This is a genomic window from Micromonospora ureilytica, from assembly GCF_015751765.1.
In the GTDB taxonomy this organism is placed as follows: domain Bacteria; phylum Actinomycetota; class Actinomycetes; order Mycobacteriales; family Micromonosporaceae; genus Micromonospora; species Micromonospora ureilytica.
The window spans coordinates 3,704,537-3,730,298 of record NZ_JADOTX010000001.1 but is presented as its reverse complement, the minus strand read 5'-3'; the positions used below and the strand labels follow the sequence as shown (position 1 = coordinate 3,730,298).

The following is a 25,762-nucleotide window of genomic DNA, read 5'->3' as shown; positions in this document are numbered from 1 at the left end:
GTCGCGTCACCCGGCGTCCGGCACGGGCGCGTACGGCTGCCCGGCCGCCTGTTCGTCGAGGTGCCCGTCGTGGATGCGGATCACCCGGTCGGCCAAGGCCATCATCACCGCGTCGTGCGTCGACACCACCACTGTGACGCCTTCGGATTCCACTATCCCGCGCAGCAGGGCCATCACCGACAGCCCTGTCTCGGCGTCCAGTTGCCCGGTGGGCTCGTCGGCGAGCAGAAGCTGGGGCGAGGCGGCCAGCGCGCGGGCGATCGCCACCCGCTGCTGCTGGCCGCCGGACAACTCGGCCGGCCGCTGCCGGGCGTGGTCGGCCAGGCCGATCAGCTCCAGCAGCAACTCGACCCGCCGTTCGCGCTCGGTCGGGGCGACGCGGGCCATCCGCAGCGGGGCCGCGACGTTTTCCGCGGCCGACAGCACCGGGATCAACCCGAAGCTCTGGAAGACGTACGACACCTTCTCGCGCCGCAGCCGGGACAGGCCGTCCTCGTCGAGCGCGGTGACGTCGGTGCCGTCGACGTGCACGGTGCCGGCGTCCGGGCGGTCCAGGCCGCCGATGACGTTGAGCAGGGTGGTCTTGCCCGAGCCGGACCGGCCGACGAGCGCCACCATCGAACCGGCGGCCACGTCGAACGACACGCCGCGCAGGGCGTGTACGACGGTCGGCCCGGTGCGGAAGCGCCGGTGTAGGCCGCGCACGCTGAGCAGCGGCTCGCTGGTCATTCGCCGCTTCCCGAGTCGGGGCGGATCGTGATGTGGTCGGGTTCCAGGGCCAGCCGGACCCGTCGGGTCAGCGCCAGCGCCTGGCGGAACTCGCGGGGCACCTGGACCCGCCCGGCCCGGTCCATCACGGCGTACTCCTCGGCGATCATGTGCGTGTCGCCCTCCGCGTCGGTGGTGGCGCGGCGCAGCACCTCGCTGCTGGTGCGCCCATCCCGGATCGCGACGGTCCGTTCGACCTGGCCGCTGACCTCCGGATCGTGGGTCACCACGACAACTGTGACGCCGTACCGCCGGTTGACGTCCCGCAGCACGCCGAAGACCTCCGCGGACGTGGCGGCGTCCAGCTCGCCGGTCGGCTCGTCGGCCAGCAGGACCCGCGGCTGGTTGGCCAGCGCCACCGCGATCGCGACTCGCATCTGCTGCCCTCCGGAGAGTTGCCCGGGGCGCCGATCGGCGCAGTCGGCGACACCGAGGCTGTCCAGCAGCTCGGCCGCGCGTTCCCGGCGCTCCTCCTTCGCGGTCCGGGCCGCCGTCATCGGCAGGTCCACCATCTCCCGTGCGGTCAGGTAGGGGATCAGGTTGCTCGCCGTCTGCTGCCGCACGAACCCGACGGTGTGCCGGCGGTAGTTCACCCGGTCCGCGCGGGACATCGCCAGCAGATTCCACCTGTCGACCCGGACCCGCCCGGCGGTGGGGGCGTCGATGCCGGCCAGGATGGAGAGCAGCGTCGACTTGCCCGACCCGGAGGCGCCGACGACGGCGACCAGTTCACCGCTCTCCACGGCCAGGTCCAGTCCCTGCAGTGCCTGCACCTCGATCGAACCGGTCTGGTAAATCCGCACCAGGTTCTCGCAGACGATGAGCGCGTCCCGGCCGAACTCGGGCGCCCGCTCGGATGGCTGTGGCAGGGACAGCGGTGTGCTGGTCATCCCCTTCTCCGTCCGGGTCGTGCCGACGTCGAGCCAGCCTCGGGTAGTGGTCGGGCCCGCGCAGATTGAAGCAGTTTCGCAATCGGCGGCTCAGTTGACCATGCCTCGGGCGGGTTCTGCCAGGGGCAGATCCGCTGCCGGTGAACAGGGGTGTCCTGCGCCGACCCGTCTCGGCAGGGTGGAGGGCATGAGACTTCTGGTGCTGGGCGGTACAGGCTTCGTCGGCGGGGCCACGGTCACCGAGGCCGTGCGCCGCGGTTGGTCGGTGACGGGGTTCAACCGGGGGCTGCACGGCGCGGTGCCGTCCGGCGTACACGCTGGCTGCGCGAGGTAGGTGAGGTTCCACCGCGCGCCGGGCGACCGCAGCGCAGCTCGATCGGGCTGGACCCGACAGTGGAGGCCGCCGTGCTCGCCGCCTGAGCGGGCCCGCCGGCGACGCGGTCAGGCGGGCACCACCGGCAGGTCCAGCACCTCGTCGACGCTGCGTCGGGGGGTCGGTCGGCCCGGTTGGCCGTACCCGATCCGCAACACCATCTGCGGTGTGCCGAATCGCCCCAGCGACAGCCGCAGTTGCTCCCGCGCCGGGGCCACCTCGATCGGCTGGGAGAGCATCGACACGCTGAGCCCGGCATCCGTTGCGGTGAGCAGCAGCCGTTGCAGGGCCTGCCCGGCGATCACCTGGTCCACGGCGGTGTTGCCCACCGAGCCCAACACCCCCACCAGGGGTTCCGGTTCGAAGTCCCGCCCGGGGGCACGGTCGCGCCCACCGTAGCCGCGGGTCGGGAGGACATCCTGCGGCTCGCCCTGCGGACCCCCGGCCGACGCGGGTACGCCGTCCGGGGTGAACTCCCGGCGCAGCCAGCCATCCCGTTCGGCCCGGTACGCGGGGTCCCGCTCCAGCACCCGGTGCGCGCTGCGGGCGATCTCGCCGAACGCGGAGACCGCGCTCACCCCGATCAGCAGCTCCAACCAGCACTGCTCGATACGGGCCGCCTCGCCGAGGAGCCACCGGGCGTCGGCCGGCACCGGGTCCGGCCAGAACGGCAGGCGGTTGCTGAACCGGCGGGGGATGGCCGCGTACAGGCTCTGTTCGGTGGGGGTGGGCCGGCGCGGGGTGTCCGGCACCAGCCGGGCCAGCAGGTCCGGCTCGGCCGGGTCGGGGCGTAGTCGCACCCGGGGCGGGGGACCGGTGACGGCCAGGGCGATCCGCAGGTTGAAAAGCGCCGCCCCGCAGGCGATCCGGACACCCCACCCGCTCGGATCGGTCGCCGGCAGCCGACGGCCGGGGTCGGCCAGCACCTCGATGCCCCCGGCGCGCAGCCGTAGCCGCCATGGCTGGGTGTTGTGCAACGACGGTGCCCGGACCGCGTCCACGGCGGCGGCCCGCAGCTGGGCTGCGGTGTAGCCGATGTCCATGACGGTGCTCCTCTCCCGCTGGGCCGGTCGCCGGATGGTGCCGCGGTGCCCGGCGCACCCCCACGGTCCATCGTTCGATGGCCCGTCGCGCAGGGCCGGACGTCCCGACCGGTCGGGTCCGAACGCCCGCTCGCCGCGTGCCGGTCGGGACCTTCGGCCCGTGCGGCGGGCCGTGGGCAGCGGGTAGAAACGAAGGATGATCCGTGTGTTCCTCCTCGACGACCATGAGGTCGTCCGCCGTGGCCTGGCCGACCTGTTGCAGAGCAGCGGCGACATCGAGGTGGTCGGCGAGTCCGGCTCGGCGCAGGAGGCGGCTCGCCGCATCCCGGCGTTGCGGCCCGACGTGGCGATCCTCGACGCGCGGCTACCCGACGGCAACGGCATCGACGTGTGCCGGGACGTGCGCGCCGTCGACTCGTCCATCAAGGGACTGATCCTCACCTCGTACGAGGACGACGAGGCCCTGTTCGCGGCGATCATGGCGGGCGCCGCCGGGTACGTGCTCAAGCAGATCCGTGGCACCGACCTGGTCGACGCGGTGCGCCGCGTCGCGGCCGGGCAGTCGCTGCTCGACCCGGCGATCACCGCCCGGGTGCTGGAGCGCATCCGCAACGGCGTCGAGCAGCCGCGCGAACTGAGGTCGCTCACCGAGCAGGAGCGGCGGATCCTGGAGTACGTCGCGGAGGGGCTGACCAACCGGGAGATCGCCGGGCGGATGTTCCTGGCGGAGAAGACTGTGAAGAACTACGTGTCCAGCGTGCTGGCAAAGCTGGGCCTGGAGCGCCGCACGCAGGCCGCCGTCCTGGCCACTCGGCTGCTCGGCAAGACGCCCTGACCTGAGTCGCCGGGGTCAGTCGCGCAGCGGCACGGCCCAACGCACCTCGGTGCCGTGCGGTTCGGCCGCGACGATCGTGAAGGTGCCGTCGAGGCGACTGGCGCGTTCGCGCAGGTTGACCAGACCACCCCGGGCGGCGGCCGGGTCGCAGCCCACCCCGTCGTCGGTGACGGTCACGGCGACCTGGCCGGCGTCGACGCGTACGGCGACGTCGACGCGGGTGCACTGCGCGTGGCGGACCACGTTCGACAGGGCCTCGCGCAGCACGGCGGTGAGGTCCGGGCGGATGGCGTCCGGCACGGCGCTGTCCACCGGCCCGGTCAGCTCCAGGTGCGGCTTGAAACCCAGCGATTCGGCGGCCGCCTCGACCGCCGCGCGGATCTCGGTGCGCAGCGCCGAGGTCATCGGCGTACGCAGCTCGAAGATGGTCCGGCGGATGTCGCGGATGGTGGCGTCCAGATCGTCGACGGCCGCGTTGATCCGCTTGGCCACCTCCGGGCGGGCCATCGGTGCGGCGCTCTGTAGTTGCAGGCCGGTGGCGAAGAGCCGTTGGATCACCACGTCGTGCAGGTCGCGGGCGATCCGCTCGCGGTCCTCCAGGACCACCAGCAGTTCCCGTTCCTCCTGGCCGCGTGCCCGTTCCATGGCCAGCGCGGCCTGCCCGGCGAAGCTGCCCAACAGCGCCAGGTCCTCCTCACTGGCGCCACCACCGCGCTCCGGCGGGTGTGCCACGATCAGCACGCCGTGCAGGGTCTCGGCGGTGGTGAGCGGTGAGATCATCGCCGGGCCGGTGTGCAGCAACGCCGGCCACGGCGCGGCGTGCGCCAGATCGTCGACCTGGTCGTGCCGGCCCTCGGCGACCGCCGCGCCGAAGCTGGTGTCGACGGCGGGCAGGACCACGCCGACGAGCGCGCGGGCCGTCCCGTCGGCGCCGTCGACCACCTCCACTGTGAGCTGCTCGGTGTCGCTGTCGTAGAGCAGCACCAGCGCCAGCTCGGCCTCGGCGACCTCCCGGGCCCGGCGGGCCACCAACGCCAACGCGTCGGTACGGCGTACCTCGCCGAGCAGCACCGTGGTGATCTCGGCGGTGGCGGCGAGCCAGCGTTCCCGCCGGTGTGCCAGGGCGTACAGGCGGGCGTTCTCGATGGCCACGCCGGCCGCGGCGGCGAGCGCGACGACGATTTCCTCGTCGTCCTCGGTGAACTCCGCGCCGCCCTGCTTCTCCGCCAGGTAGAGGTTGCCGAAGATCTGGTCGCGGATGAGGACCGGCACGCCCAGGAAGCTGTGCATGGGCGGGTGGTTGGCCGGGAAGCCGTAGGAGCGGGGGTGCTGGGTGATGTCCGGCATCCGCAGCGGCCGGGGGTCGGCGATGAGCAGGCCGAGCACGCCCCGCCCGTGCGGCAGGTCGCCGATCTGCTCATGCTGCTCGGGCGTGATGCCGTGGACGATGAAGTCGTGCAGCAGCCGGTCCGGGCCGACCACGCCGAGCGCGCCGTACCGGGCGCCGACCAGCTCGCAGGCCGCCTGCACGATGCGTTGCAGGGTGGTGCGCAGATCCAGGTTGGTGCCGATGCCGACGACCGCGTCGAGCAGGGCCCGCAGGCGCTCCCGGCTGGTCACCACCTCACCGACCCGGACCAGCATCTCCTGTAGCAGCTCGTCGAGCCGGACCCGGGACAGCGGCGTCAGCCCGAGCGACGGTGCCGGGGAAGGTTCCTGGCGGGGCGACGGCGCGCTGCTGGTCACCGCGGCATGGTAGCGCCGGTGCCGCTCGTCGCCCGACCCGTCAACGGACGGCCGAGGTGTCCACCACCTGCGCGGTGGTCAGCCGCGGCGTGTGCGGCGGGCCGGAGTGCGCCGGGTCCGCGATGCCCAACCGCAACACGAGGTACGGGAAGCCGATCCCCGAGAGGAGTTGCCGCAGGGTCTGCCGGGTGCCCGGCACCTCCACCACCGCGCTGAGCGGCACCACGGACACGCCGAGCCGGGTGGCGGTCAGCCAACCTGCGGAGAGCGCCTCGCCGGCACGCAGCCAGCTGTCCCGTTCGTCCTCGTCGCCGTGCAGCATCGCGTACACCGCCATCCGGTCGTGGCCGGGACCCATCGGCCGGCTGCCGGGACGGCCGAAGTCGCGGCCCGGGACCGTGGTCTGCGCAGGCTGCTCGGGCAGCACCTCCGCCGGCAGACCGGTGCCCGAGCCGGCCCGGCTGGTCCAGTACGCCAGCTCGGTGCGCAGCTCCGGATCTTCGGCCTCGACCGTGTCGGCGTGCCCGGCGGTGGCGGCCAGCTCCAACACCTGGTCGCGGTCGAGGACCTGCAACCGGCAGCCCTCCGCGCCGACCGCCCGGGTGATCTCGTCGATCGCCGTGGGCGGAACCGGCTCGTCGCTGACCGGCCGCCGGTCGGTGTGCCGCACCTGCATGCACTGCACCATCCGCATGGCGTCCGGGTCGGCCGAGGTGTGGCTCAGGTCGGTCAGCCGGGCCAGCAGCTCGGTGTCGTCCGGGTCGGGCAGCCGTTCCACCACGGCGCGCCACCCCTGGGCGGCCAACGCCAACCGGGCGTGGTGCAGGGCGGTGCCGCAGCTGATCGCGAGCAGTCGCCCCTCGGGGTCGCTGGCGGCGAGCTGCCGGTCGGCGACGGAGCGCAGCTCCAACGCGTCGGGCAGCACCCGCCAGCGCCACGGCTGGGTGTTGTGCACCGAGGGGGCGTGGCCGGCGGTGGCGGCGGCCTCCGCCAGCGCGGTGGTCAGCTGGCTTTCCTGACTCATGGTCACGACCTTTCCGTCTCTGCTCGGCGAGCCGTACAGCGGCTCGCCGTCTCATCCTGTGGCCTTCGGCGCTGTGCCCGCAGGGCCACAGGTCCCGACCCCGTTGGGTCGTTGTGCCTGCGGTGGTCAGCGTTCGCGGACCACGGCGACCGGGCAGTTGGCGTGCTGGATGAGCTGTTGGCTGACCGAGCCGAGCAGCATGCCGGCCAGCCCGCCCCGGCCCCGGCTGCCGACCACGACCAGCCGCGCGTCCCGACTCGCCTCGATCAGCATCGCCGACGGGCTCGTCGACTCCAGGTCGACGGTCACCGCCACCTCGGGAAACGTTCGCCGCCACGGCTCCAGCGCCTGCTCCACGGCGGCCCGCTCGTCGGGCACCCCGGCCGCCCCGCCGGGACCCGGTGTCCAGGCGTGCAGGACGCGCAGCGGCAGCTGCCGCTGCGCCGCCCGTTCGGCGGCGAAGCCGAGCGCCACCAGCGACGGTTCCGAGCCGTCCACCCCGACCACCACCGGGCGGTTCGACGTGTCGGTCGCGGTGCTGCCGACCCCGTCCCGCACCACCACGACCGGGCAGTGGGCGTGCGCGGCGACCGACACCGCAGTCGACCCGGCCAGCAGGCCGCCGAATCCGCCGTGGCCTCGGCTGCCGAGCACCAGCATCCCGGCCTCGGCGGAGCGTTCCTGCAACACCAGAGCGGGCGGCCCGTCGTACACCTCGCCGGTGATCCGCAGCCCGGGGTTGGCCGCGGCGGCGTCCGCCGCGGCCTTGCGGACCAGGTCGTCGACCTGCCGGCGGGCGGTGTCGTCGGGCCACACGCCGGGGGCCACGCCCGGACCGACCCAGCTGGCCACGGTCAGCCATTCGAAGACGTACGCCAGCCGCACCGGCTGGCCGCTGCGCTGCGCCTCCTCCACTGCCCAGTTCAGGGCCACCGAGGCGTCGGTGGAGCCGTCGTAGCCGACCAGGATCTCCGCATCGCGCACGTCGTTCTCCTTCAGGGGGCGGTCGGGTCGGTGTCGCGGACCCAGCGCCATTCGGCGACCTGGGGGTCGTCCTCGCCGTACTGGCGGGTGTAGTCGCGGGCTGCCTGCCGGGCGTCGACCATCCGTTGGCGCAGGTGCGCGGCGCGGGCGGCCAGGCCGGGTACCCGGTCGATGACGTCGATGACCAGGTGGAAGCGGTCCAGGTCGTTGAGCATCACCATGTCGAACGGGGTGGTGGTGGTGCCCTCCTCCTTGTAACCGCGCACGTGCAGGTTGTCGTGGTTGCTGCGGCGGTAGGTGAGTCGGTGGATCAGCCACGGGTAACCGTGGTACGCGAAGATGATCGGCCGGTCCTCGGTGAAGATGGTGTCGAACTCGTTGTCGGTGAGGCCGTGGGGGTGCTCGGTGTCCGGCTGGAGTCGCATCAGGTCGACCACGTTGACCAGGCGCACCTTCAACTCCGGGAGGTTCTGGCGCAGCAGTTCGACGGCGGCCAACGTCTCCAGGGTGGGCACGTCTCCGCAGCAGGCGAGCACCACGTCCGGCTCGGTGCCGCCGTCGTTGCTGGCCCACTCCCAGATGCCCAGGCCACGGCGGGTGTGCTGGATCGCCTCGGTCATCGTCAGCCAGTTCGGCGCCGCCTGCTTACCGGCCACCACCACGTTGATGTAGTGCCGGCTGCGCAGGCAGTGGTCCATCGTGGCGAGCAGCGTGTTCGCGTCCGGTGGCAGATAGACCCGCACCACCTCGGCCTTCTTGTTGACGACGTGGTCGATGAAGCCCGGGTCCTGGTGGGAGAAGCCGTTGTGGTCCTGCCGCCAGACGTGGCTGGAGAGCAGGTAGTTCAGCGAGGCGATCGGCTGCCGCCAGGGGATGGCCCGGGTCACCTTCAGCCACTTGGCGTGCTGGTTGAGCATCGAGTCGACGATGTGGATGAACGCCTCGTAGCTGGTGAACACACCGTGCCGGCCGGTCAACAGGTAGCCCTCCAGCCAGCCCTGGCACAGGTGCTCGGAGAGCACCTCCATGACCCGCCCGTCCGGGGAGAGGTGGTCGTCGCCGGGCACTGTGGCGGCAACCCAGACCCGGTCGGTCACCTCGAACGCGGCGCCCAGCCGGTTGGACGCGACCTCGTCCGGGCCGAACAGCCGGAACGTCTGCGGGTTGGCGCTGATGACGTCACGGATCCACGGGCCGAGCACCCCTGTCGCGCCGGCGATCGGCGTACCCGGTTCGGGAACCTCCACGCCGTAGTCGCGGAAGTCCGGCAGGGTCAGGTCGCGCAGCACCACGCCGCCGTTGGTGACCGGGTTGGCGCTCATCCGCCGGTCACCGCGCGGCGGCAACGTCAGGAGCTCGTCGACCGGCGCGCCGGTCGCGTCGAACAGCTCCTCCGGCCGGTAGCTGCGCAGCCAGTGCTCCAACTCGGCCAGGTGCGCCGGGTTGTCGCGGACGCCCGACAGCGGCACCTGATGGGCGCGGTAGGTGCCCTCCACCTCGGTGCCGTCGACCTCACGCGGGCCGGTCCAGCCCTTCGGCGTCCGCAGAATGATCATTGGCCAGCGGGGACGTTCGACGACGCCCCCGGAGCGGGCCCGCCGCTGGATCTCGGCGATCTCGTCCAGCACGCGGTCCAGCGTCGCCGCGAGGGTCCGATGCACCTGGGCGGGATCGTCGCCGGCCACCACGTACGGCTGGTAGCCCGACCCGCGCAGGAGGTCGAGCAGGTCGCTCTCGGGGATCCGGGCCAGCACGGTCGGGTTGGCGATCTTGTAGCCGTTGAGGTGCAGGATGGGCAGCACCGCGCCGTCGCGCGCCGGATTGAGGAACACGTTGGAGAGCCAGCTGCCGGCCAGCGGCCCGGTCTCCGCCTCACCGTCGCCGATCACGCAGGCCACCAGCAGGTCCGGGTGGTCGAACGCGGCGCCGTAGGCGTGGCTCAACGCGTACCCCAGCTCGCCGCCCTCGTGGATCGAACCCGGCACGTCCGCCGCCACGTGGCTGGGGATGCCGCCCGGGAAGGAGAACTGGCGGAAGAGCTGGGACATCCCGGCCTCGTCGCGCGCCACGTCGTGGTAGCGCTCCGACCAGGTGCCCTCCAGCCAGGTGTTGGCCACGATGGCCGGGCCTCCGTGGCCGGGGCCGGTGACCAGCATGGCGTTGAGGTCGCGCGCCACGATCATCCGGTTGAGGTGGGCGTAGATCAGATTGAGGCCGGGGCTGGTGCCCCAGTGCCCGAGCAGTCGAGGCTTGATGTCGTCGGGGGTCAGCGGCTCGCGCAGCAGCGGATTGTCCAGCAGGTAGATCTGCCCGACGGTGAGGTAGTTCGCGGCGCGCCAGTAGGCGTCCAGTCGGCGCAGCTCGTCGTCGGTGAGGGCGCTGTGCACGTCGAGAGCGGTGTCCATCATGCTGCCTCTCGCGGGTAGGAGTGGGGCGTCCGGTGTTCAGCCTGGCCGCTGCGGACGCCCCGGGGTCAGGGCCGTTGGTCCCGCGCCGGGCGGGCACCAGGCCCGGTCAGCGGCGCCTCGGCCAGGCCGCGGACGACGACCACCGGGGCCGGGGAGTGGTAGAGCAGGGACTGGGCGACCGCGCCGAGCATGGCCCGGCCCGGTTCGTCACCGCGGGCGGCGACCAGCGCCACCTGCGCGTCGCGGGACATGTCGATCAGCACCTCGGCGGGGTCACCGCGAACGACTCGGCACTCGGTCGGCACCGCGCTGTGCCGGCCGGTGTGCCGGGCCAGTGCCTCGCTGAGCTGCTCGGCGACCGCGTCGGTGTCCTCGTCGTACTCGACCACCCGCAGGACCAGCAGTCGGGCGCCCCGGCGGGCCGCGCACTCCACGGCCCACTGCAGGGCGAGGTGTGAGCTGGGGGAGCCGTCGACACCCACCAGCACCGGGCCCTGCGGCGGCGGCTCACGCCGAACCACCAGCAGGGGGCAGCCGGCCCGTGCGGCCAACTGCACGGCGGTCGTCTCGGCCGGGACGCACTGGCCGCTGCCCGCCATGCCGCTGTCACCGACGGCCAACAGGAAGGTGCCCTCCGAGCGGCGGATGAGGGTGGGCAGCATGGCGCTCTCGACGATCTCCCCGCGTACGGTCAGCCCCGGCTCGGTCTGGTGGGCGAGCTGGGCGGCGCGGGTGATCAGCTTCTCGGCCTGGTCGCGGGGTGCGGCGACGGTGTCCGCGGCGAAGGCCGCCCGCCAGTCGAACGTGTGCAGCAGGTGCAGTGGCCGGCCGTGTCCGGCCGCCTCCTGCGCGGCCTGTTCGACGACCGGGAGGTCGAGTTCCGACCCGAGGCCGACCAGCACCGCTGCGTCGGCGGGTGCGGCCATCCGATATCACCTCCCGGGCGTCGCGCCCGGCACGACCAAGCTGTCCCTGACCGAGGGTAGTCGGATGAGCGCGACGGCGGGTCCGATCGGCTGCGGTCGGCCCTCGTCAACCAGGGTTGACACGAGAGGCGCTGTCAACGTATGTTGACGGCATGAGTCAGGCGACAGAACTCGCGGCGGCAGCCGGCAGCACCGACCCCCGGGTCGGGCTGCGCGCCGTCCGAGCGCTACGCCGGCTGCTCGAGCGGCTCGAGGTGGTCCAGGTGGACAACGCCCGACGACAGGGCTGGTCCTGGCAGGAGATCGCCGACGCGCTCGAGGTCAGTCGGCAGGCAGTGCACAAGAAGCACGCCGGGCGACCGGCGGTCAACTCATCCTGGGAGGCGTGATGTTCGAACGGTTCACCGACCGGGCGCGCGACGTGGTGCGCCGGGCGCTGGAGGAGGCGCGGGTCGAGGGCCAGCGGCCGGTCGGCACCGAGCACCTGCTGCTCGCCCTGCTCGCCGACGACGCCGGGCTGGCCAGCCGCGTGCTCGCCGACGCGGGGGTACGCGCCGACGACCTGCGCGAACGCGTCCGCCGGCACACCGCCAGCGGCGGCGCCGGCCTCGGCGACGCGGACGCGGCGGCCCTGCGGGAGATCGGCATCGACCTGGCCGCGATCGTGGCCCGCATCGAGCAGTCCTTCGGCCCGGACGCGCTACGGGAGGCGGTCCCGGCGCCGCGCCGCCGCTGGGGGCGTAAGCGCTACCTCGGCGGCCCGTTCTCGCCCCGCTCGAAGAAGGCGCTGGAGTTGTCCCTGCGGGAGGCCCTGCGCCTGCGCCACCGCCACATCGGCACCGAGCACATCCTGCTCGGAGTGCTCCGCGAGGGGAACGGACTGGGGGCGTTGGTGCTCACCGAGTCCGGTGTCGACCTCGACGATCTGCGCCGGCGGGTGGAGCTCGCGCTGCGGGCGGCGGCCTGACGGGTGGGGCCGTCTTGAAACCTGTCTGTGGCACTTCCGACGCCTGCCGGTCGCCGGGTCGCTGAAGCCGTCCGGGTGCTGCACACTGGCGCCGTGGATGCTGGACAGGACAGGCGGCCCTCGGGCGGTGACGGCGGGTTGCGCTCCGCCGTGGTGGTCAACCCGGTCAAGATCGACGATCTCGACGAGTTGCGCCGTACCGTCGACGACGCCCTGACCGCGGCCGGCTGGCCCGCCCCGCAGTGGTACGAGACGACAGTCGACGACCCGGGTCGCGGTCAGACCGAGCAGGCCGTCAAGGCCGGCGTCGACCTGGTCTTCGCCTGCGGGGGCGACGGCACCGTGATGTCCTGCGTCAGCGGGCTGGTCGGCACCGACGTGGCCCTCGCCGTGCTGCCGCAGGGCACCGGCAACCTGCTCGCCGCCAACCTGGGGCTCTCCACCGACCTGGCCGCCGGGCTGCAGGTCGCCGTCGAACGCGGCCGACGGCTGCTCGATGTCGGCGCCGTCGAGGATCGATACTTCACAGTGATGGCCGGCATGGGCTTCGACGCCCAGATGCTCGAAGCCACAAACGAGACCACCAAGGCCCGCATCGGCTGGCCTGCGTACGTGGTGGGTGCCGCCCGTCACCTACGGGACCGGCCGATGCGGGTGCAGATCCGCGTCGACGACCGCCCGCCGTTGCGCCGCCGGGCCCGTTCGGTCCTGATCGCCAACGTCGGCCGGCTGCAGGGCGGCGTGACCCTGCTGACCGAGGCCGAGCCGGACGACGGCTGGCTCGACGTCGCAGTGCTCACCCCACGCAACCTGCGGCACTGGCTCGCGCTCGGCTGGGCGGTGATCCGCCGCAGCGGCCAGGTGCCACAGATGGAGGTGTTCCGGGGGCGGCGCGTCGTGGTCACCAGCAACCGGGCGCAGCCCCGGGAGTTGGACGGCGACCTGATCTCCCCGGGCCGGCAGCTGCGGGCGGAGGTCCGACCCCAGGCGCTCTGGCTCTGCGTCCCCCAGCCACAGGACGCCCCCGACCTGGCCGTCGACGCGCAGAGTGTTGGGGAGCGGGGCGAGCAGCTGATCGAGGAAGCACGCCGTGAGTAGCACCCGGATCGTGCCGGAGACCCGGCTGATGGCCGACGAGGAGCTGTCCGCCGACGACGCCTGGCACACACTGCGCCGGCAGGGCGGCTGGCACCTGCTGCGGGACGCGTTCATCCGGTTCCGCTACGGCGACGGGTTCAGCCACTCCCGGGCCTTCGCGCTGCAACTCTGCCTCGCCGTGGTGCCGTTCCTGATCGCCCTCACCGGCCTGATCAGCGAGCTGGGCGTCGAGGAGGGCGGCCAGGTGGTCGCCGACACCGTCCTGGCGCTCACCCCCGGCCAGAGCGCGCAGATGGTCGGCGAACTGCTCGGCGAGGGCGAACGCGTCGAGGACGCGGGGGAGCTTGCGCTCACCCTCGGTCTGCTCACCGGCCTGTTCGCGCTCACCACCACGATGGCCCAGATCGAGCGGGGCGCCAACCGCATCTACGGCGTCGAACGGGACCGCCCGGCACTGCGCAAATACCTGCGGGCCGCCGTGCTGGCCGTCACCGCCGGCCTGCCCGCGCTCGCCGGCTTCCTGATCCTGGTCGGCGGCGGCGCGATCGGCGACTCGGTCCGCGAACACTACGAGTGGGGTGCGGTCGCCAACGGCATCTGGGACGTGATCCGCTTCCCGCTGAGCCTCGGGCTGACCGTCGTCGCCGTCGCCGTGCTGTTCCGGCACGCGCCGCGCCGCAACCAGCCCGGCCTGTCCTGGCTGTTGTTCGGCGCCGCCATCGCCACGGCGCTGTGGTGGTTGGCCAGCCTGCTGCTCGCCGCGTACGTGCGCTTCAGTGACGGTTTCGGGCAGACCTACGGCGCCCTGACCGGCATGATGGCGCTGCTGCTCTGGGCCAACCTGACCGGGATGGCGCTCTTCGGCGGGCTGGCCTTCGCCGCCCAACTGGAGGCGCTGCGCATCGGTGCGCGGGAGCCCGCCCAACCGGACCTGTGGGAGCCCGACCCGGACCGCGCCGAGCTGTACGACACCGGGGACATGTCGGCGCTCTAACGGCACCTGCGTGTACGACGGACGCGGATCGGGTAAAACGCCTCGCCAGACAGACAAGGGAGGTGCGGGGTGACCGCGGTCAAAGAGGTGGCTCGCCGTCCGATCGGTCATTTCGCCGAGCGGAGCATTGCCGGTCTGGTGGCCGTCACCGGCGCCGGGGTGGCCTTCGGGCTGCTGTTGTTGCTCGTCCGGGTGCAGTGGAGCCCGCTGCAGGATGTCGACCACGGGCTCGCCGAGTGGTTCAACGGCCTCGTCGCACCGCACCACGCGCTGGTCACCGTGCTCCAGGCGGTGACGGACCTGGGCGGCCGACCGATTCTCATCTGGCTGGTCACCATCGCCGTGGTCGGGCTGCTGATCCGGCGGCAGCCCCGACTCGCCGTCTACCTGATCATCACGGGGGTCGGTGGCCTGATCCTCGACCCGTCCCTGAAGACGCTTGTCGGCCGGCTCCGCCCGGTCGTGGACGTGCCGATCGCCAGCGCGCCAGGCAACAGTTTCCCGAGCGGGCACGCGCTCGGCTCGTTCGTCGCGTACGGGGCGCTGCTGCTGGTGTTCCTGCCGGCGATGGCGCCCCGGTGGCGCAAGCCGGCCATCGTCGGGGTCGGTGTGCTGGTTGTACTGGTCGGCCTGACCCGGATCGCGTTGGGCGTGCACTTCGTCTCCGACGTGCTGGCCGCCTGGCTGCTCGGGGCCGCCTGGCTGGGTGTCACCGCGTACGCCTTCCGACTCTGGCGGCGGGAGCGGGGGAGGCCGGTGCCGCCGCTGTCCGAGGGCCTGGAGCCGGAGGCGGGGCACGACATCGCCCCCGCCCCGGCTGAGGAACACGTGTTGGCCCACCCCCGCTCGGCGGTGGCCGAGCTGCTGGTCGGCTGGGTGATCGTGTTCGGAGCGCTGTACGCCTTCGGCACCTACGTCAGCTACCACGCCAAGGGCACCTTCTTCGACACCCTCGACACGACGGTGCCGCAGTGGTTCGCCGAGCGGCACACCGAGGTGCTGACCGACGTCAGCTGGTGGTGGAGCAAGTTCGGTGACACCCATGCCATCCTGCTGATCTCGCTGGTGTTCTGCCCGCTGGTGTTGGCGGTGTGGCGGCGCTGGCGCCCGGTGCTCTTCGTGGCGCTGGCGATGGCGGGGGAGTTGACCCTCTTCCTCGCGTCGGCCCGCGCGATCGACCGGCCGCGCCCACCGGTGGAGAACCTGGACGGGCAGATGCCCACCTCGTCGTTCCCGTCCGGGCACATCGCGGCCACCATCTGCGTCTGGCTGGCGATCACCCTGATCGTCTTCCCGCGTACCGACAGGTGGTGGCGCTGGATCTTCGTGGCGCTGGCCGTGCTCATGCCGGTCGGGGTGGCCACGTCCCGGATGTACCGGGGGATGCACCACCCGACCGACTTCATGGGCGCGATCCTGCTCTCCGCGCTCTGGATCGGGTTGCTCTACCTGGTGGTCCGCCCGAACGAGGACCTGAAGGAAGGCAACCAGCCGGCCGTTGAGTCGGAGGACGTGGACACCCTCGACGACGAGCTGGCGCGGGCCGGCCGAGCCGGCTAGGCGTCGCCGTCGTGCTGCGGGTGATGACCTGGAACATCCGCACCGGCGGTCGGGATCGCGGCGGCCCCGACCGGCTGGACCAGGTGGTCGAGGTCGTCGACGAGCAGGCACCGGACGTGCTGGCCCTGCAGGAGTTGCGCGGCTTCGACCGGGACGGGCTGATGGCCACCGTGGCGGGCCGGGTGGGGATGACGCCCCACCTGGCCCGGTCCTGCTTCGGGCAGCCGGTGGCGGTGCTGGTCCGGCCGCCGTACCAGGTCGTCGACGCGGGGGCGGTGCGCCGACCGTTCCACCACGCCGCCGCCCGTGTCGTGGTGGCCACGTCCGCCGGCCCGTTCACCGTGCTGGGCACCCACCTGTACCCGTACTCCGGGGGCCGGCGGCGGATGGAGGTCGACTGGCTGGTGGCCGCGATGCGCCGCGACCAGGGGCCGCTGACGCTGGTCACCGGTGACCTCAACTCGCTCGACCCGACCGTCGACCACACCGTGCGCCTGGCTGGCATGCCCACCCTCTACCGGCGGCGGCACCTGCGTCGCTCCGGCGACGCCGTGGACACCCGCGCGATCGCCCGGCTGCTCGCCGCCGGTCTCGTCGATCTCTGGCCGTCGGGCAACGCCGACGCACCGGAGGCCGCCGGTCACACAGTGCCCACCCGACTCGGCGGGGCCGAGTTCGCCGGGATGCGGCTGGACTACCTGCTCGGCAGCACCGCGGTGGCGCAGCGGACCCAAGACTGTCGGGTGATCCGCGGCGGTGCGACGGCCACGGCCTCCGACCACTATCCACTGCTCGCCACGCTGGATCTGTCTCCCGGCTGACGCCACCCGCCGGTCCCCGCTGCGGGCACCACCGGGGGCGTGGCGCGGGCCGATTACCGTGCCACCGTGACCGACCGCCGCACCCTCCGCTCGCCGCTGACCGGTCCGCCCAACGATCATCGGGCCGCGCCGGCGAGGGCACGCCCGGCCGCCGACCCACCGGCCTCGGGCACGGCGCAGCCGGCCGCCGTCGCGCCTCCGCTGGTCGCGGCCGTCGCGCGCGGTGTGGCGCTGGTCGTGGTGCTGCCGGTACGCCTGCTCTGGGAGCTGATCGCGGCTGCCGGCCGGCTGCTGCACCGGTACCTGCTCCGCCCGGCGGGCCGGTTCCTGCGCCGCTGGCTGGTGGCCCCGCTGGCCTGGCTTCTGCACCGGCTGGTCTGGCTCCCGCTGATCTGGTGCGCCCGGCACCTGCTGTGGCTTCCGCTGGTGTGGGTCGTCCGCACGGTGATCTGGCCCGCGCTGGCCTGGTTGACCCGTCATGGGCTGCGCCCGGCGCTCGTGGTCCTGGGGCGCGTGCTGGTCTGGCTCGCCAAGTACCTGGTCCTGTGGCCGCTGTACTGGTTGGGCACGGTGCTCACGCCCGTCGGTCGGCTGGTCGTCACCGCGGTGCTCGGCGCGTGGCGGACGGCCGGCCGGGTGCTGCGACTGCTCCACCGACTGCTGCTGCGTCCACTCGGGCGAGGCTTGCGCTGGCTGTGGCGGGCCACCGTCGCGCCCGCGGCCCGCTGGGCCCGTCGTTCGGTGCTCGACCCGGCCCGGCTGGCCGTCCGGGAGGTGCTCAACGCCCTGGGGCTGCGCCGTTGACTGGTGCGGGGCTCAGAGCACCAGATTCAGCAGGACGGTCAGCACCACCGAGGCCACGATCGAGAAGAGGATCATCAGGAGGCAGCCGAGGCCCCCGCCGAGCGGGCGGATCTCCGTGTTGCCGAAGCGCATGACATTCACCTGTCCGTGAGTGCGGGATGAGGGGCGAGCAGGTGCCGGATCGCGTCCGCGACGGCCGTCGGAGCTGTCGTGACCACGTTGTGCGCGGCACCGGGAACGACGACCAGCGCCGCCTGCGGCACCAGCCGCGTCGCCTCGTCCCGCCACCGTTGCGGCACGACCGGGTCGCGGTCGCCGGTCACGACGACGGTCGGCGCGCTGACCCGGACGAGGTCCGCCTCGATGGCGTTGCGTACCGAGTGCGACAGGGTGGCGAGGACCCGCCAGGGCCGGGCGTTCCAGACGTCCCGCACCAGGATCGGGGCCTGTAGCGGCGCCTCGCGCAGGCTGTCCACCAGCCAACGACCGAACTGGTCCCGTCGGGACCGGGCCGCCGGGTCGCTGGTCGGCCCGGCCAACACCAGCGCGCGTACCGCGTCGGGGTGGGTCGCGGCGACCGCGGCGGCCACCTCCGCGCCGAACGAGTGCCCCAGCAGGCAGACCGGCGGCAACTGGTACGCGGCCAGCCAGGCGGCCAGGTGGTCGGCGTGCCGGCGGACGTCGTACGCGCCCCGGGGGTGTTCGGTGAGCCCGAAGCCGGGGAGGTCCGGCACGTACACCTGATGGGTGGCGGCGAGCGCGACGGCCAGCGGGGTGAGATACCGGTGCGAGACCGCCAGGCCGTGCACGAGCACCACGGGTGGCGCCCCGGTCCCCGGGTCGGCGCTGCGGCGGGTGTGGGTGCGCAGTCCGTCGACGACCCGCCACTCGCTGGTCAGCCCGCCGGCCGTCCGGGGCGCGGCCATGGCGAGCCGCAGCTCGGCCGTCCCGAACCGGCCGACGGCGTTGCGGCCTGTCGACCCGGGCGGCCGAGGTGCCGCACCTCGGTTCATAGTTGGCGCAGGCGGGGCAGCAGTTGCTCCTGCGCCCAGTCCAGGAACATCGGCTGGCTCTCCCCGCCCACCTGGATGATCGCCACGTGGGTGAAGCCGGCGTCGACGAACTTGCGGAACGCCTCGACGTGCGCGTCCACGTTCGGACCGCAGGAGATGCCCTCGGCGACGTCCTCCTCGCGGACGAACTGGGTGGCGGCGGCGAAGGAGTCCGGGTCGGGCAGGTCGGCGTTGACCTTCCAACCCATCCCGAACCAGCGGAACTGGTCGTGCACGATCTTGCGGCACTCCGCCTCGTCGGGGCCGTAGCAGATGGCCACCTGGCCGTAGCGGGGCTGGCCGGCACCGCCCGCGTCGTCGTACATCTCGATGATGTGCCGGTCGGGTTCGGTGGAGATGAGGCCGTTGCCGTACTCGGCGGCCAGCGTCGCGGACTGTCGACCGGACGCGGCGACGGCCATCGGCACCGGCCGTTCCGGGCGGTCCCAGACGTAGGCGTCGGGCACGTCGAAGTGGTTGCCGGAGAAGGTCAGCGTCTCCCCGTTGAGCAACGGCCGGATGATCTGTAACGCTTCCTCGAACATCTCGTGCCGCTGCTGGACGTGCGGCCAACCGCCGACCACGTGCTCGTTCAGGTTCTCCCCGGCGCCCAGGCCGAGGGTGAACCGGCCGTCCGAGAGCGCCCCGATCGTGCTGGCCTTCTGCGCGACCACGGCCGGGTGGTAGCGGCGGATCGGGCAGGTCACGAAGGACATCAGCTGCGCGCGGGAGGTGGCGTGGGCGACCGCGCCGAGCACCGACCAGGCGTACGGGGAATGGCCCTGGGAGTCCAGCCAGGGGTAGTAGTGATCGGACACCACCAGTTGGTCGAAACCAGCCGCCTCGGCCCGTACCGCATGGTCCACCAGCTGCTTGGGCCCGGCCTGCTCGCTCATCAGGGTGTAGCCGACGCTGACCATCCTGGTATCCCCTCTCACTGACGGATCGTTCCCGAGATACCCCGGTGCACGACGGTCAACCCTCTCGTCCGGTTCGACTGCTGCGGCGCTTGACGGATCGCGGTCCCCTGCCTACCGTCGCTCTTAACCGGTTAAGAGCTGGGTGTGGCGCACATCCTGTGGTGGGGATGACCGCCCCGTGACGGCCCGCGTTCGCGTGGGCCGTTGCGGCTGTCCGGGCATCGGGGTCGCCAACTGAACCGGTTGCGAGGACCATTCCATCGTCCTACGCTGATGCGTGCGCCGGGAGCCGGGCGCGGCTGCCGGGCTGCAGCCGCCTTCCCTGTCACGTCCCCACCCCTGTCGGGCACCGGGGGTCCTCCCTGAGGAAGGCCATGAAGACTCGACTCTCCGCCGCCGGCGCGACACTGCTCGCGTTGCTCGTCACCGTGCTGGCGTTCGGCCAGCCGGCGCACGCCGCGGCCGGTTTCTCCGTCGCCGACGGCAGGTTGTACGACGCCAACGGCGCCGAATTCATCATGCGCGGCGTCAACCACGCGCACACCTGGTACCCGCAGCAGACCAGCTCGTTCGCCGACGTCAAGGCGCTCGGCGCGAACACCGTACGGGTGGTGCTCTCCAGCGGCGACCGGTGGACCCGCAACACAGGTGCCGACGTCGCCAACGTCATCTCGCTCTGCAAGGCCAATCGGCTGATCTGCGTGCTGGAGGTGCACGACACCACCGGGTACGGCGAGCAGAGCGGCGCGATCACCCTCGCCCGCGCCGTCGACTACTGGCTCAGCCTCGCCGACGTCCTCTCCGGCCAGGAGAGGTACGTCATCGTCAACATCGGCAACGAGCCGTACGGCAACCAGAACTACGCCTCGTGGGCCACCGACAACGCCGATGCGATCAAGCGTCTGCGTGCCGGCGGGTTGACCCACACGATCATGGTGGACGCGCCGAACTGGGGGCAGGACTGGTCGTTCACCATGCGCGACAACGCCGCGTCGGTCTTCGCCGCCGACCCGGCGCGCAACACCGTGTTCTCCATCCACATGTACGGCGTGTTCGACACCGCCGTGGAGATCAGCGATTACCTGGGCCGGTTCCGCGCCGCCGGACTGCCGATCGTGGTCGGTGAGTTCGGCTTCAACCACTCCGACGGGAACCCGGACGAGGACGCCATCCTCGCGTACAGCCAGGCCAACGGGATCGGCTGGCTGGGCTGGTCGTGGAGCGGCAACGGCGGCGGCGTCGAGTATCTCGACCTGGCCACCAACTTCAACCCGGCGAGCCTGACCGACTGGGGTCAGCGCCTCTTCAACGGCGTCAACGGCATCCGGGAGACCGCCCGCGAGGCCAGCGTCTTCGGCGGCACCCCGCCGCCGACCACCCCGCCGCCGACCACGCCGCCGCCGACCACCCCGCCGCCGACCACGACGCCCCCGCCGAACGGTGGGTGCACGGCGACGTACACGGTCACCAACCAGTGGCAGGGCGGCTTCCAGGGTGAGGTGCGGGTGACCGCCGGCGCGAGGGCGATCACCGGCTGGACCGCCGGGTGGACCTTCGCCAACGGCCAGCGCGTCACCCAGTCCTGGAATGTGGCTCTCACCAGCAGCGGAATCACTGTGACCGCACGCAACACCGACTACAACGGGCGGCTGGCCGCCGGGGCCAGTGCCAGCTTCGGGTTCCTCGGCAGTTGGACCGGAGCCAACAGCCCGCCGGTGGTGAGCTGCACGGCGAGCTGACCGTCGGACCGGTGACCGGGTCCGACGCGGACCCGGCCACCGGAGCCGGTGCTGGTCAGTGCTCCCCGGCCAGGTTCACGACGACCACCCCGGCGATGATCAGCGCGATGCCGGTGAGCTTGGCGAGCCCCACCGACTCACCCAGGAACACCGCCCCGATCGCCACGATGGCCGCGGTGCCCAGACCCGACCAGAGGGCGTACGCGACACCCACCGGGATCTCCTTGACGGCCTGGGCCAGCAGGAGGAAGGCCAGCGCGTAACCGCCGAGGCACGCCACCGTCGGCCAGAGACGGCTGAACCCGGCGGTGCTCTTGATCAGGCTGGTCGCCACCACCTCGGCGAGGATGGCGATCCCCAGCAGCACGTACGCCATGCGTCCCCTCGGTCCTTCGTGGTCGATGAACCCGTCGCTGCCCAGGCTAGTGCCGGCGGCGTCCCCGCCCCTGCCGTTGGTGACGTCCGTGTGGCCCCGGCATCTGTCACAGAACGCCTTTGGAGCTGATGTCACAGACGAATCAGATGTGGCGACGAATCCGACTTCCTCAGCGGATCGGCCGTGCCTCCAGCACCCGTCCTGGTGGATGAATCGTTTACGGCATCAGCTCCAAAGGCAGCCCGGCACACCCGCCCGCCCACCGCTGCGGGCCGCGCCGTCGCCAGCAGCCGCCGGGGTCGCGCCGCGCGCGAAGACCAGTCGAGACCCCTGTCGTTACGGGAGATCGACGGGCGCGGGCGGCGGCCAGCCGGTGGTGTCCGGCCATCTGCGGGTCGTGGGTCAACGCGTCGAGAGCGGCCAGACCGGCGCGGCCGAAGTTCTCCAGAATCCTGTCAGTCGACGGCGTCGACCTCCAGCACCAGACTCTGCTCCGGGTGCAGGGCGGGCAGTTGCACACCCACCCGGGCCAGCGCCGCCCCGCTGAGGGTGAGACCACCCGCCAGCCAGGTGGGCGCGGCCAGGTCGATGGTCGCCGGGGCCGGTACGCCCGATACCTGTCGCACCCGGTACCGCCGGCCCGGGTCGAGGCCGGGCAGCCGCACCGCGCCGGGCACCTGTGGCACCGAGGTGGCCAGCCGTGCCACCGCGTACACCGCTCGGGTGTTGTCGTGATCGACCACGCCGTGTGCCCAGACGGCCGGGTCCGGGTGGTCGACCCGGACCACCCGGCCGGCGTGCAGCAGCGGGCGCAACCGTTTGTGCAGTGCCACCCAGGCGGCCAGCTCGGTCTGCTCGGCGGCGCTGATCGACGCGATGTCCCACTCGATGCCGTGGTGGCCGAAGAGCGCTGTCGCCGCCCGGAAACCCAGGTCGTGTACGCGCTTGGTGGTGTGCGAGCGTTCCGGGCCGATGTGGGTGCCGATCAGCTCCGGTGGCAGCAGCAGCCCCGTCCAGCGCTGGATGCTGAGCCGCTCCAGGGCGTCGTTGCAGTCGCTGGCCCAGACCCGGTCGGTGCGGGCCAGGATGGCCAGGTCCACCCGGGCCCCGCCGGACGAGCAGCTCTCGATCTCCACGCCCGGGTGCCGGCCGCGCAACTCGTCGAGGAGCCGGTAGACCGCCAGGGTCTGCCCGTGCACCCCGGGACGTCCATGATGACCGGCTTCGGTGAGGTCCCGGTTCTGGTCCCACTTGAGGTACCGGATGCCGGGGTGGTCGGTGAGCAGCGTGTCGAGGCGTTCCAGCACATGGTCGTACGCCTCGGGGCGGCCCAGGTCGAGCACCTGCTGGTGACGCCAGGCCGGCGGCAGCCGCCCCGGCACGGCGAGCACCCAGTCGGGGTGCGCGCGGAACAGGTCCGAGTCGGGGTTGACCATCTCCGGCTCGACCCAGAGGCCGAACTGGAGGCCCTGGCCGGTCACGTGGTCGATCAGCGGTTGCAGGCCGCCCGGCCAGACGCCCTCGTCGACGTACCAGTCGCCGAGCCCGGCGGTGTCGTCGCGCCGGCCGCGGAACCAGCCGTCGTCGAGCACGAACCGCTCCACGCCGATCTGCGCGGCCCGGTCGGCGAGCGCCCGCAGGCGGTCCAGGTCGTGGTCGAAGTAGACCGCCTCCCAGACGTTGAGGGTGACCGGGCGGGGGGAGCGCGGGTGCCCGGGGCGGGCCCGGAGGTGCGAGTGAAGTACGTCGCTGAGCCCGTCCAGCCCGGCGTCGGACCAGACGGCGTAGAGCAGGGGAGTCTCGTACGACTCGCCGGGGCCGAGCCGGACCTCCCCGGGGGCCAGCAGCTCCCCGCCACCGACTGTCGACTCGCCGGTGGGCCGACGCTCGGCGAACGTGACGTGGTCGCCGCTCCACGCGGTGTGCACCGCCCAGACCTCGCCGTGGCCGAAACCGAAGCCGGCGGTGCCAGCCACCAGCAGCAACGTGGCGTCATGCCCGGTACGGCCGTGCCGGCCTTCACGGACCCAGGTGCCGTGCTGCCACGGGTGCCGCTGCGGGGACCGCTCCCGACACCAGCGGCCGGTCAGGTCGAGCAGCTCGGTGGCGACCGCCGGCACCGGCAGCACCGGCGTCAGCTCCCGCAGCTCGTACGCGCCGTCGCCGTCGTTGCGCAGCCGGTGCCGAACGGTGAGCAGGCCGTACGGGTCGAGCGTGATCTCGATGGTCACTGTCAGCCCGGCGGCCGGGTCCGACGCCCGCACGGCCACCCGCGCCGGTCCGTCGGCGGGCTGGTCGACATCGAGACCGTCCAGCCGGAACGCGGTGGACCAGCTGGCCCCGTCGCGGTGCCCGGCCAACCCTGGTCGGCCGCTCCAGCCGGCGCTCGCCTCCGGCAGCACTGACAGCACTGTCGGCTCGTCGAAGCTGCTCGGCACCACCGGCGGCACTGTCGCGTCGGCGAGCTGGCGCAGGCCGTCGTCGTCGAGGTCGCCGACGTCGCCGCCCCAGTGCACGACCCGGGGCAGCCCCGGGCCGCGCGCGTCGAGCACCAGGCTGGTCCGCGCGCGGCGCAGGTGCAGGATCGTCATCCCTTCGAGGCTCCCAAGGTCAGGCCCCGAACGAAGTGCCGCTGGAGCATAAAGAAGATCACCAGGGTGGGGATCGCGACGAGCACGCTGCCCGCCGAGACGAGGTTGTTGTCGGTGAAGAACTCGCCGCGCAGGTTGTTGAGTGAGCTGGTCACCGGAAACTTGTCGCCGGTGCGCATGAGGACGGTCGCCCAGAAGAACTCGTTGTAGATCCAGGTAACCTCCAGCGTCGCCAGCGCGGCCAGGGCCGGTCGGCACAGCGGCATGGTGACCTGCCAGTACTGCCGCCAGATGCTCGCCCCGTCGACCATCGCCGCCTCGTAGAGGTCACGGGGTAGCGCCTTCATGTAGTTGCTGAGCACGAAGACGCAGAAGCCGCACTGGAAGGCCACGTTGATCAGGATCAGACCCCAGTAGCTGTCGTAGAGCAACTCCGAGTCGCTCATGAACTCCGGCAGCGGCACCTCGGTGAACAGCCGGAACAGCGGGATGAGCAGCGCCTGCTGGGGCAGCAGGTTGGCGGCGGTGAAGATCCCCAGCAGGACGAGGTTGAGCTTCCAACTGAACCGGGCGATGACGAACGCCACGCAGGAGGCGAGGAAGAGGGTGAGCAGCACCGCCGGCACGGTGATGTACACCGAGTTGAGGAAGTGCTGCCCGAACTCCGCCGTCCGCCAGGCGGTGACGTAGTTGTCGAGGGTCCAGCCGCCGAAGGACACGTAGCCGTTCGCGGCGGTGTAGTCGTACGACCGCAGTGAGGTCAGCACCGCCCAGGCGATCGGGAAGAGCCAGGCCAGCGAGACGACGATGAGGAAGCCGTGCAGCAGTATCCGTAACGGGGTCAGCTTGCGCCGACGAACCGGAGTGTCCACGCTCATTCCCGGTTCTCCCTCATCACGGTCGCCAGGTAGATGGTGATGAAGACCAGCGAGACGACCAGCATGATCGTTGCCAGTGCCGAGCCGAAGCCGATCCGGCTCGCCTCACCCACCACGTTCTGGGTGACCAGCGCGGAGATCAGCTCCAGCCCGTTGCGGCCCTTGTTGACCACCCAGACCAGGTCGAACGCGCGCAGCGACTCGATCACGGTCACCACCAGCACGATGATGTTGATGGGCCGCATGACCGGGAACACGACCCGGAAGAACGCTCGGCTCTCCGAGGCGCCGTCGACCGCCGCCGCCTCGCGCAACGATGGATCGACGCCCTTCAGACCGGCCAGGTAGAGCAGCATGATGTACCCGACGTGCCGCCACCCGGAGGCGACCATCACCGCCCAGATGTTGACGCTGGAGTCGCCGTACCAGTCGATGCTGCTGCCGAAGACGGCGTTGATCAGCCCCTGGTCACGGGAGTAGAGCAGCTGCCAGACGAAGCCGATGAGCGCCAGCGAGAGCACCACCGGCAGGTAGAGCGCGGTCTGGTAGAAGCGGCTGCCGCGCAGCTCCTTGTCCAACAGCACGGCCAGGAACATGCCGAACGGGGTGGCGACCACGAACAGCGCCGCCAGCCAGAGCAGGTTGTGCTGGACCGCCGGCACGAACGGCGGGTAGATGTTCACCACGTCGCTGTAGTTGCGTGCGCCGACGAACTCGATCTCATCGAGGGGGCCGATGCCGTCCCAGTTGGTGCCGGAGAGCAGCACGGTGGCCGCCGCCGGCAACCAGACGAGTCCGGTGACGAGCAGCAGCGGGACGAGCACCATCAGCGTGATGACCACGCGGTCGGTGCGGGACAGGAGCCGTAGCCGCCGGCGACGGCCACCCGTTGAGGTGGTCGAGGCCGGCGGCGGCACGGCGCGATCCGCTTGGATCAGGGGCAGGTCGGACACGATGTCCTCCCC

At 72.1% G+C, this 25,762-nt stretch carries 23 protein-coding genes and 1 pseudogene; 10 read left to right on the top strand and 14 right to left on the bottom strand.

What is annotated here, in order from left to right; all coding sequences use genetic code 11:
* Positions 1-6: 6 nt before the first annotated feature.
* Both IW248_RS16735 and IW248_RS16730 read right to left on the bottom strand, forming a co-directional pair.
* Positions 7-729, bottom strand: a complete 723-nt coding sequence (locus IW248_RS16735) for an ABC transporter ATP-binding protein (RefSeq protein ID WP_124819823.1) — start codon at positions 727-729, stop codon at positions 7-9.
* A complete protein-coding gene (locus tag IW248_RS16730) occupies positions 726-1,658 on the bottom strand; it encodes an ABC transporter ATP-binding protein (protein ID WP_196927752.1) in 933 nt (310 codons plus the stop codon). The genes IW248_RS16735 and IW248_RS16730 overlap by 4 nt, the downstream gene beginning before the upstream one ends.
* A gap of 187 nt (positions 1,659-1,845) precedes the next feature.
* Between IW248_RS16730 and IW248_RS16725 the strand changes: the two are divergent.
* Positions 1,846-1,971 (top strand): annotated as a pseudogene (locus tag IW248_RS16725) (reductase); the annotation flags it as partial.
* 128 nt (positions 1,972-2,099) lie between these two features.
* On the opposite strand, the gene IW248_RS16720 reads toward IW248_RS16725, so the two are convergent.
* Positions 2,100-3,074: an Acg family FMN-binding oxidoreductase gene (locus IW248_RS16720; protein WP_196927751.1), complete on the bottom strand. Its 975-nt coding sequence runs from the start codon at positions 3,072-3,074 to the stop codon at positions 2,100-2,102.
* A gap of 196 nt (positions 3,075-3,270) precedes the next feature.
* On the opposite strand from IW248_RS16720, the gene IW248_RS16715 reads away from it, so the two are divergent.
* Entirely contained in the window at positions 3,271-3,909 is a 639-nt protein-coding gene (locus IW248_RS16715; RefSeq protein ID WP_196927750.1) for a response regulator, read from the top strand.
* A gap of 15 nt (positions 3,910-3,924) precedes the next feature.
* Here the strand turns inward: IW248_RS16715 and IW248_RS16710 are convergent, their stop codons facing one another.
* From IW248_RS16710 to IW248_RS16690, 5 genes are all read right to left on the bottom strand, one after another.
* Positions 3,925-5,598 (bottom strand): sensor histidine kinase, encoded by a 1,674-nt coding sequence (locus IW248_RS16710; RefSeq protein ID WP_196930235.1) that lies wholly within the window; start codon positions 5,596-5,598, stop codon positions 3,925-3,927.
* Positions 5,599-5,695: 97 nt separating this feature from the next.
* Complete coding sequence (locus tag IW248_RS16705) at positions 5,696-6,679, bottom strand: Acg family FMN-binding oxidoreductase (protein ID WP_196927749.1); 984 nt, start codon at positions 6,677-6,679, stop codon at positions 5,696-5,698.
* A gap of 126 nt (positions 6,680-6,805) precedes the next feature.
* Positions 6,806-7,714 carry a universal stress protein gene (locus tag IW248_RS16700; RefSeq protein WP_231396334.1) on the bottom strand — a complete coding sequence of 303 codons (909 nt, stop codon included), beginning with the start codon at positions 7,712-7,714 and terminating at the stop codon, positions 6,806-6,808.
* Positions 7,675-10,068: a phosphoketolase family protein gene (locus IW248_RS16695; RefSeq protein ID WP_196930234.1), complete on the bottom strand. Its 2,394-nt coding sequence runs from the start codon at positions 10,066-10,068 to the stop codon at positions 7,675-7,677. Before IW248_RS16695 ends, IW248_RS16700 begins: the two co-directional genes overlap by 40 nt.
* Before the next feature lie 68 nt (positions 10,069-10,136).
* Positions 10,137-10,997 carry a universal stress protein gene (locus IW248_RS16690; protein WP_196927747.1) on the bottom strand — a complete coding sequence of 287 codons (861 nt, stop codon included), beginning with the start codon at positions 10,995-10,997 and terminating at the stop codon, positions 10,137-10,139.
* Positions 10,998-11,149: 152 nt separating this feature from the next.
* On the opposite strand from IW248_RS16690, the gene IW248_RS16685 reads away from it, so the two are divergent.
* The 7 genes from IW248_RS16685 (at position 11,150) to IW248_RS16655 (ending at position 17,241) form a co-directional block, all read left to right on the top strand.
* Positions 11,150-11,386 (top strand): HTH domain-containing protein, encoded by a 237-nt coding sequence (locus IW248_RS16685; protein ID WP_007457155.1) that lies wholly within the window; start codon positions 11,150-11,152, stop codon positions 11,384-11,386.
* Positions 11,386-11,964 (top strand): Clp protease N-terminal domain-containing protein, encoded by a 579-nt coding sequence (locus tag IW248_RS16680; RefSeq protein WP_124822848.1) that lies wholly within the window; start codon positions 11,386-11,388, stop codon positions 11,962-11,964. Before IW248_RS16685 ends, IW248_RS16680 begins: the two co-directional genes overlap by 1 nt.
* A 93-nt stretch (positions 11,965-12,057) precedes the next feature.
* Complete coding sequence (locus IW248_RS16675; protein ID WP_196927746.1) at positions 12,058-13,062, top strand: diacylglycerol/lipid kinase family protein; 1,005 nt, start codon at positions 12,058-12,060, stop codon at positions 13,060-13,062.
* Positions 13,055-14,056 (top strand): YihY/virulence factor BrkB family protein, encoded by a 1,002-nt coding sequence (locus IW248_RS16670; protein ID WP_196927745.1) that lies wholly within the window; start codon positions 13,055-13,057, stop codon positions 14,054-14,056. The genes IW248_RS16675 and IW248_RS16670 overlap by 8 nt, the downstream gene beginning before the upstream one ends.
* Positions 14,057-14,125: 69 nt before the next feature.
* Positions 14,126-15,616, top strand: coding sequence for a phosphatase PAP2 family protein (locus tag IW248_RS16665; protein WP_196927744.1), 1,491 nt, complete (start codon positions 14,126-14,128; stop codon positions 15,614-15,616).
* An 11-nt stretch (positions 15,617-15,627) separates the two neighbouring features.
* A complete protein-coding gene (locus tag IW248_RS16660) occupies positions 15,628-16,437 on the top strand; it encodes an endonuclease/exonuclease/phosphatase family protein (RefSeq protein ID WP_196927743.1) in 810 nt (269 codons plus the stop codon).
* Between the two features lie 66 nt (positions 16,438-16,503).
* Positions 16,504-17,241, top strand: coding sequence for a hypothetical protein (locus tag IW248_RS16655; protein WP_196927742.1), 738 nt, complete (start codon positions 16,504-16,506; stop codon positions 17,239-17,241).
* A 137-nt stretch (positions 17,242-17,378) separates the two neighbouring features.
* Here IW248_RS16655 and IW248_RS16650 read toward each other — a convergent pair whose 3' ends face one another.
* Positions 17,379-18,254, bottom strand: a complete 876-nt coding sequence (locus IW248_RS16650; RefSeq protein ID WP_196927741.1) for an alpha/beta fold hydrolase — start codon at positions 18,252-18,254, stop codon at positions 17,379-17,381.
* Complete coding sequence (locus IW248_RS16645; RefSeq protein ID WP_196927740.1) at positions 18,251-19,213, bottom strand: TIGR03557 family F420-dependent LLM class oxidoreductase; 963 nt, start codon at positions 19,211-19,213, stop codon at positions 18,251-18,253. The genes IW248_RS16650 and IW248_RS16645 overlap by 4 nt, the downstream gene beginning before the upstream one ends.
* A 374-nt stretch (positions 19,214-19,587) precedes the next feature.
* Between IW248_RS16645 and IW248_RS16640 the strand changes: the two genes are divergently transcribed.
* A complete protein-coding gene (locus tag IW248_RS16640; protein WP_196927739.1) occupies positions 19,588-20,952 on the top strand; it encodes a cellulase family glycosylhydrolase in 1,365 nt (454 codons plus the stop codon).
* 55 nt (positions 20,953-21,007) lie between these two features.
* On the opposite strand, the gene IW248_RS16635 is transcribed toward IW248_RS16640, so the two are convergent.
* The 4 genes from IW248_RS16635 to IW248_RS16620 all read right to left on the bottom strand — a co-directional run bounded on the left by IW248_RS16635 (position 21,008) and on the right by IW248_RS16620 (position 25,750).
* Positions 21,008-21,328: a DMT family transporter gene (locus tag IW248_RS16635; protein WP_112620797.1), complete on the bottom strand. Its 321-nt coding sequence runs from the start codon at positions 21,326-21,328 to the stop codon at positions 21,008-21,010.
* 455 nt (positions 21,329-21,783) lie between these two features.
* Positions 21,784-23,919 (bottom strand): alpha-galactosidase, encoded by a 2,136-nt coding sequence (locus tag IW248_RS16630; RefSeq protein ID WP_196927738.1) that lies wholly within the window; start codon positions 23,917-23,919, stop codon positions 21,784-21,786.
* Positions 23,916-24,797, bottom strand: a complete 882-nt coding sequence (locus tag IW248_RS16625) for a carbohydrate ABC transporter permease (protein WP_196927737.1) — start codon at positions 24,795-24,797, stop codon at positions 23,916-23,918. The genes IW248_RS16630 and IW248_RS16625 overlap by 4 nt, the downstream gene beginning before the upstream one ends.
* Positions 24,794-25,750: a carbohydrate ABC transporter permease gene (locus tag IW248_RS16620; RefSeq protein WP_196927736.1), complete on the bottom strand. Its 957-nt coding sequence runs from the start codon at positions 25,748-25,750 to the stop codon at positions 24,794-24,796. The genes IW248_RS16625 and IW248_RS16620 overlap by 4 nt, the downstream gene beginning before the upstream one ends.
* Positions 25,751-25,762 lie beyond the last annotated feature (12 nt).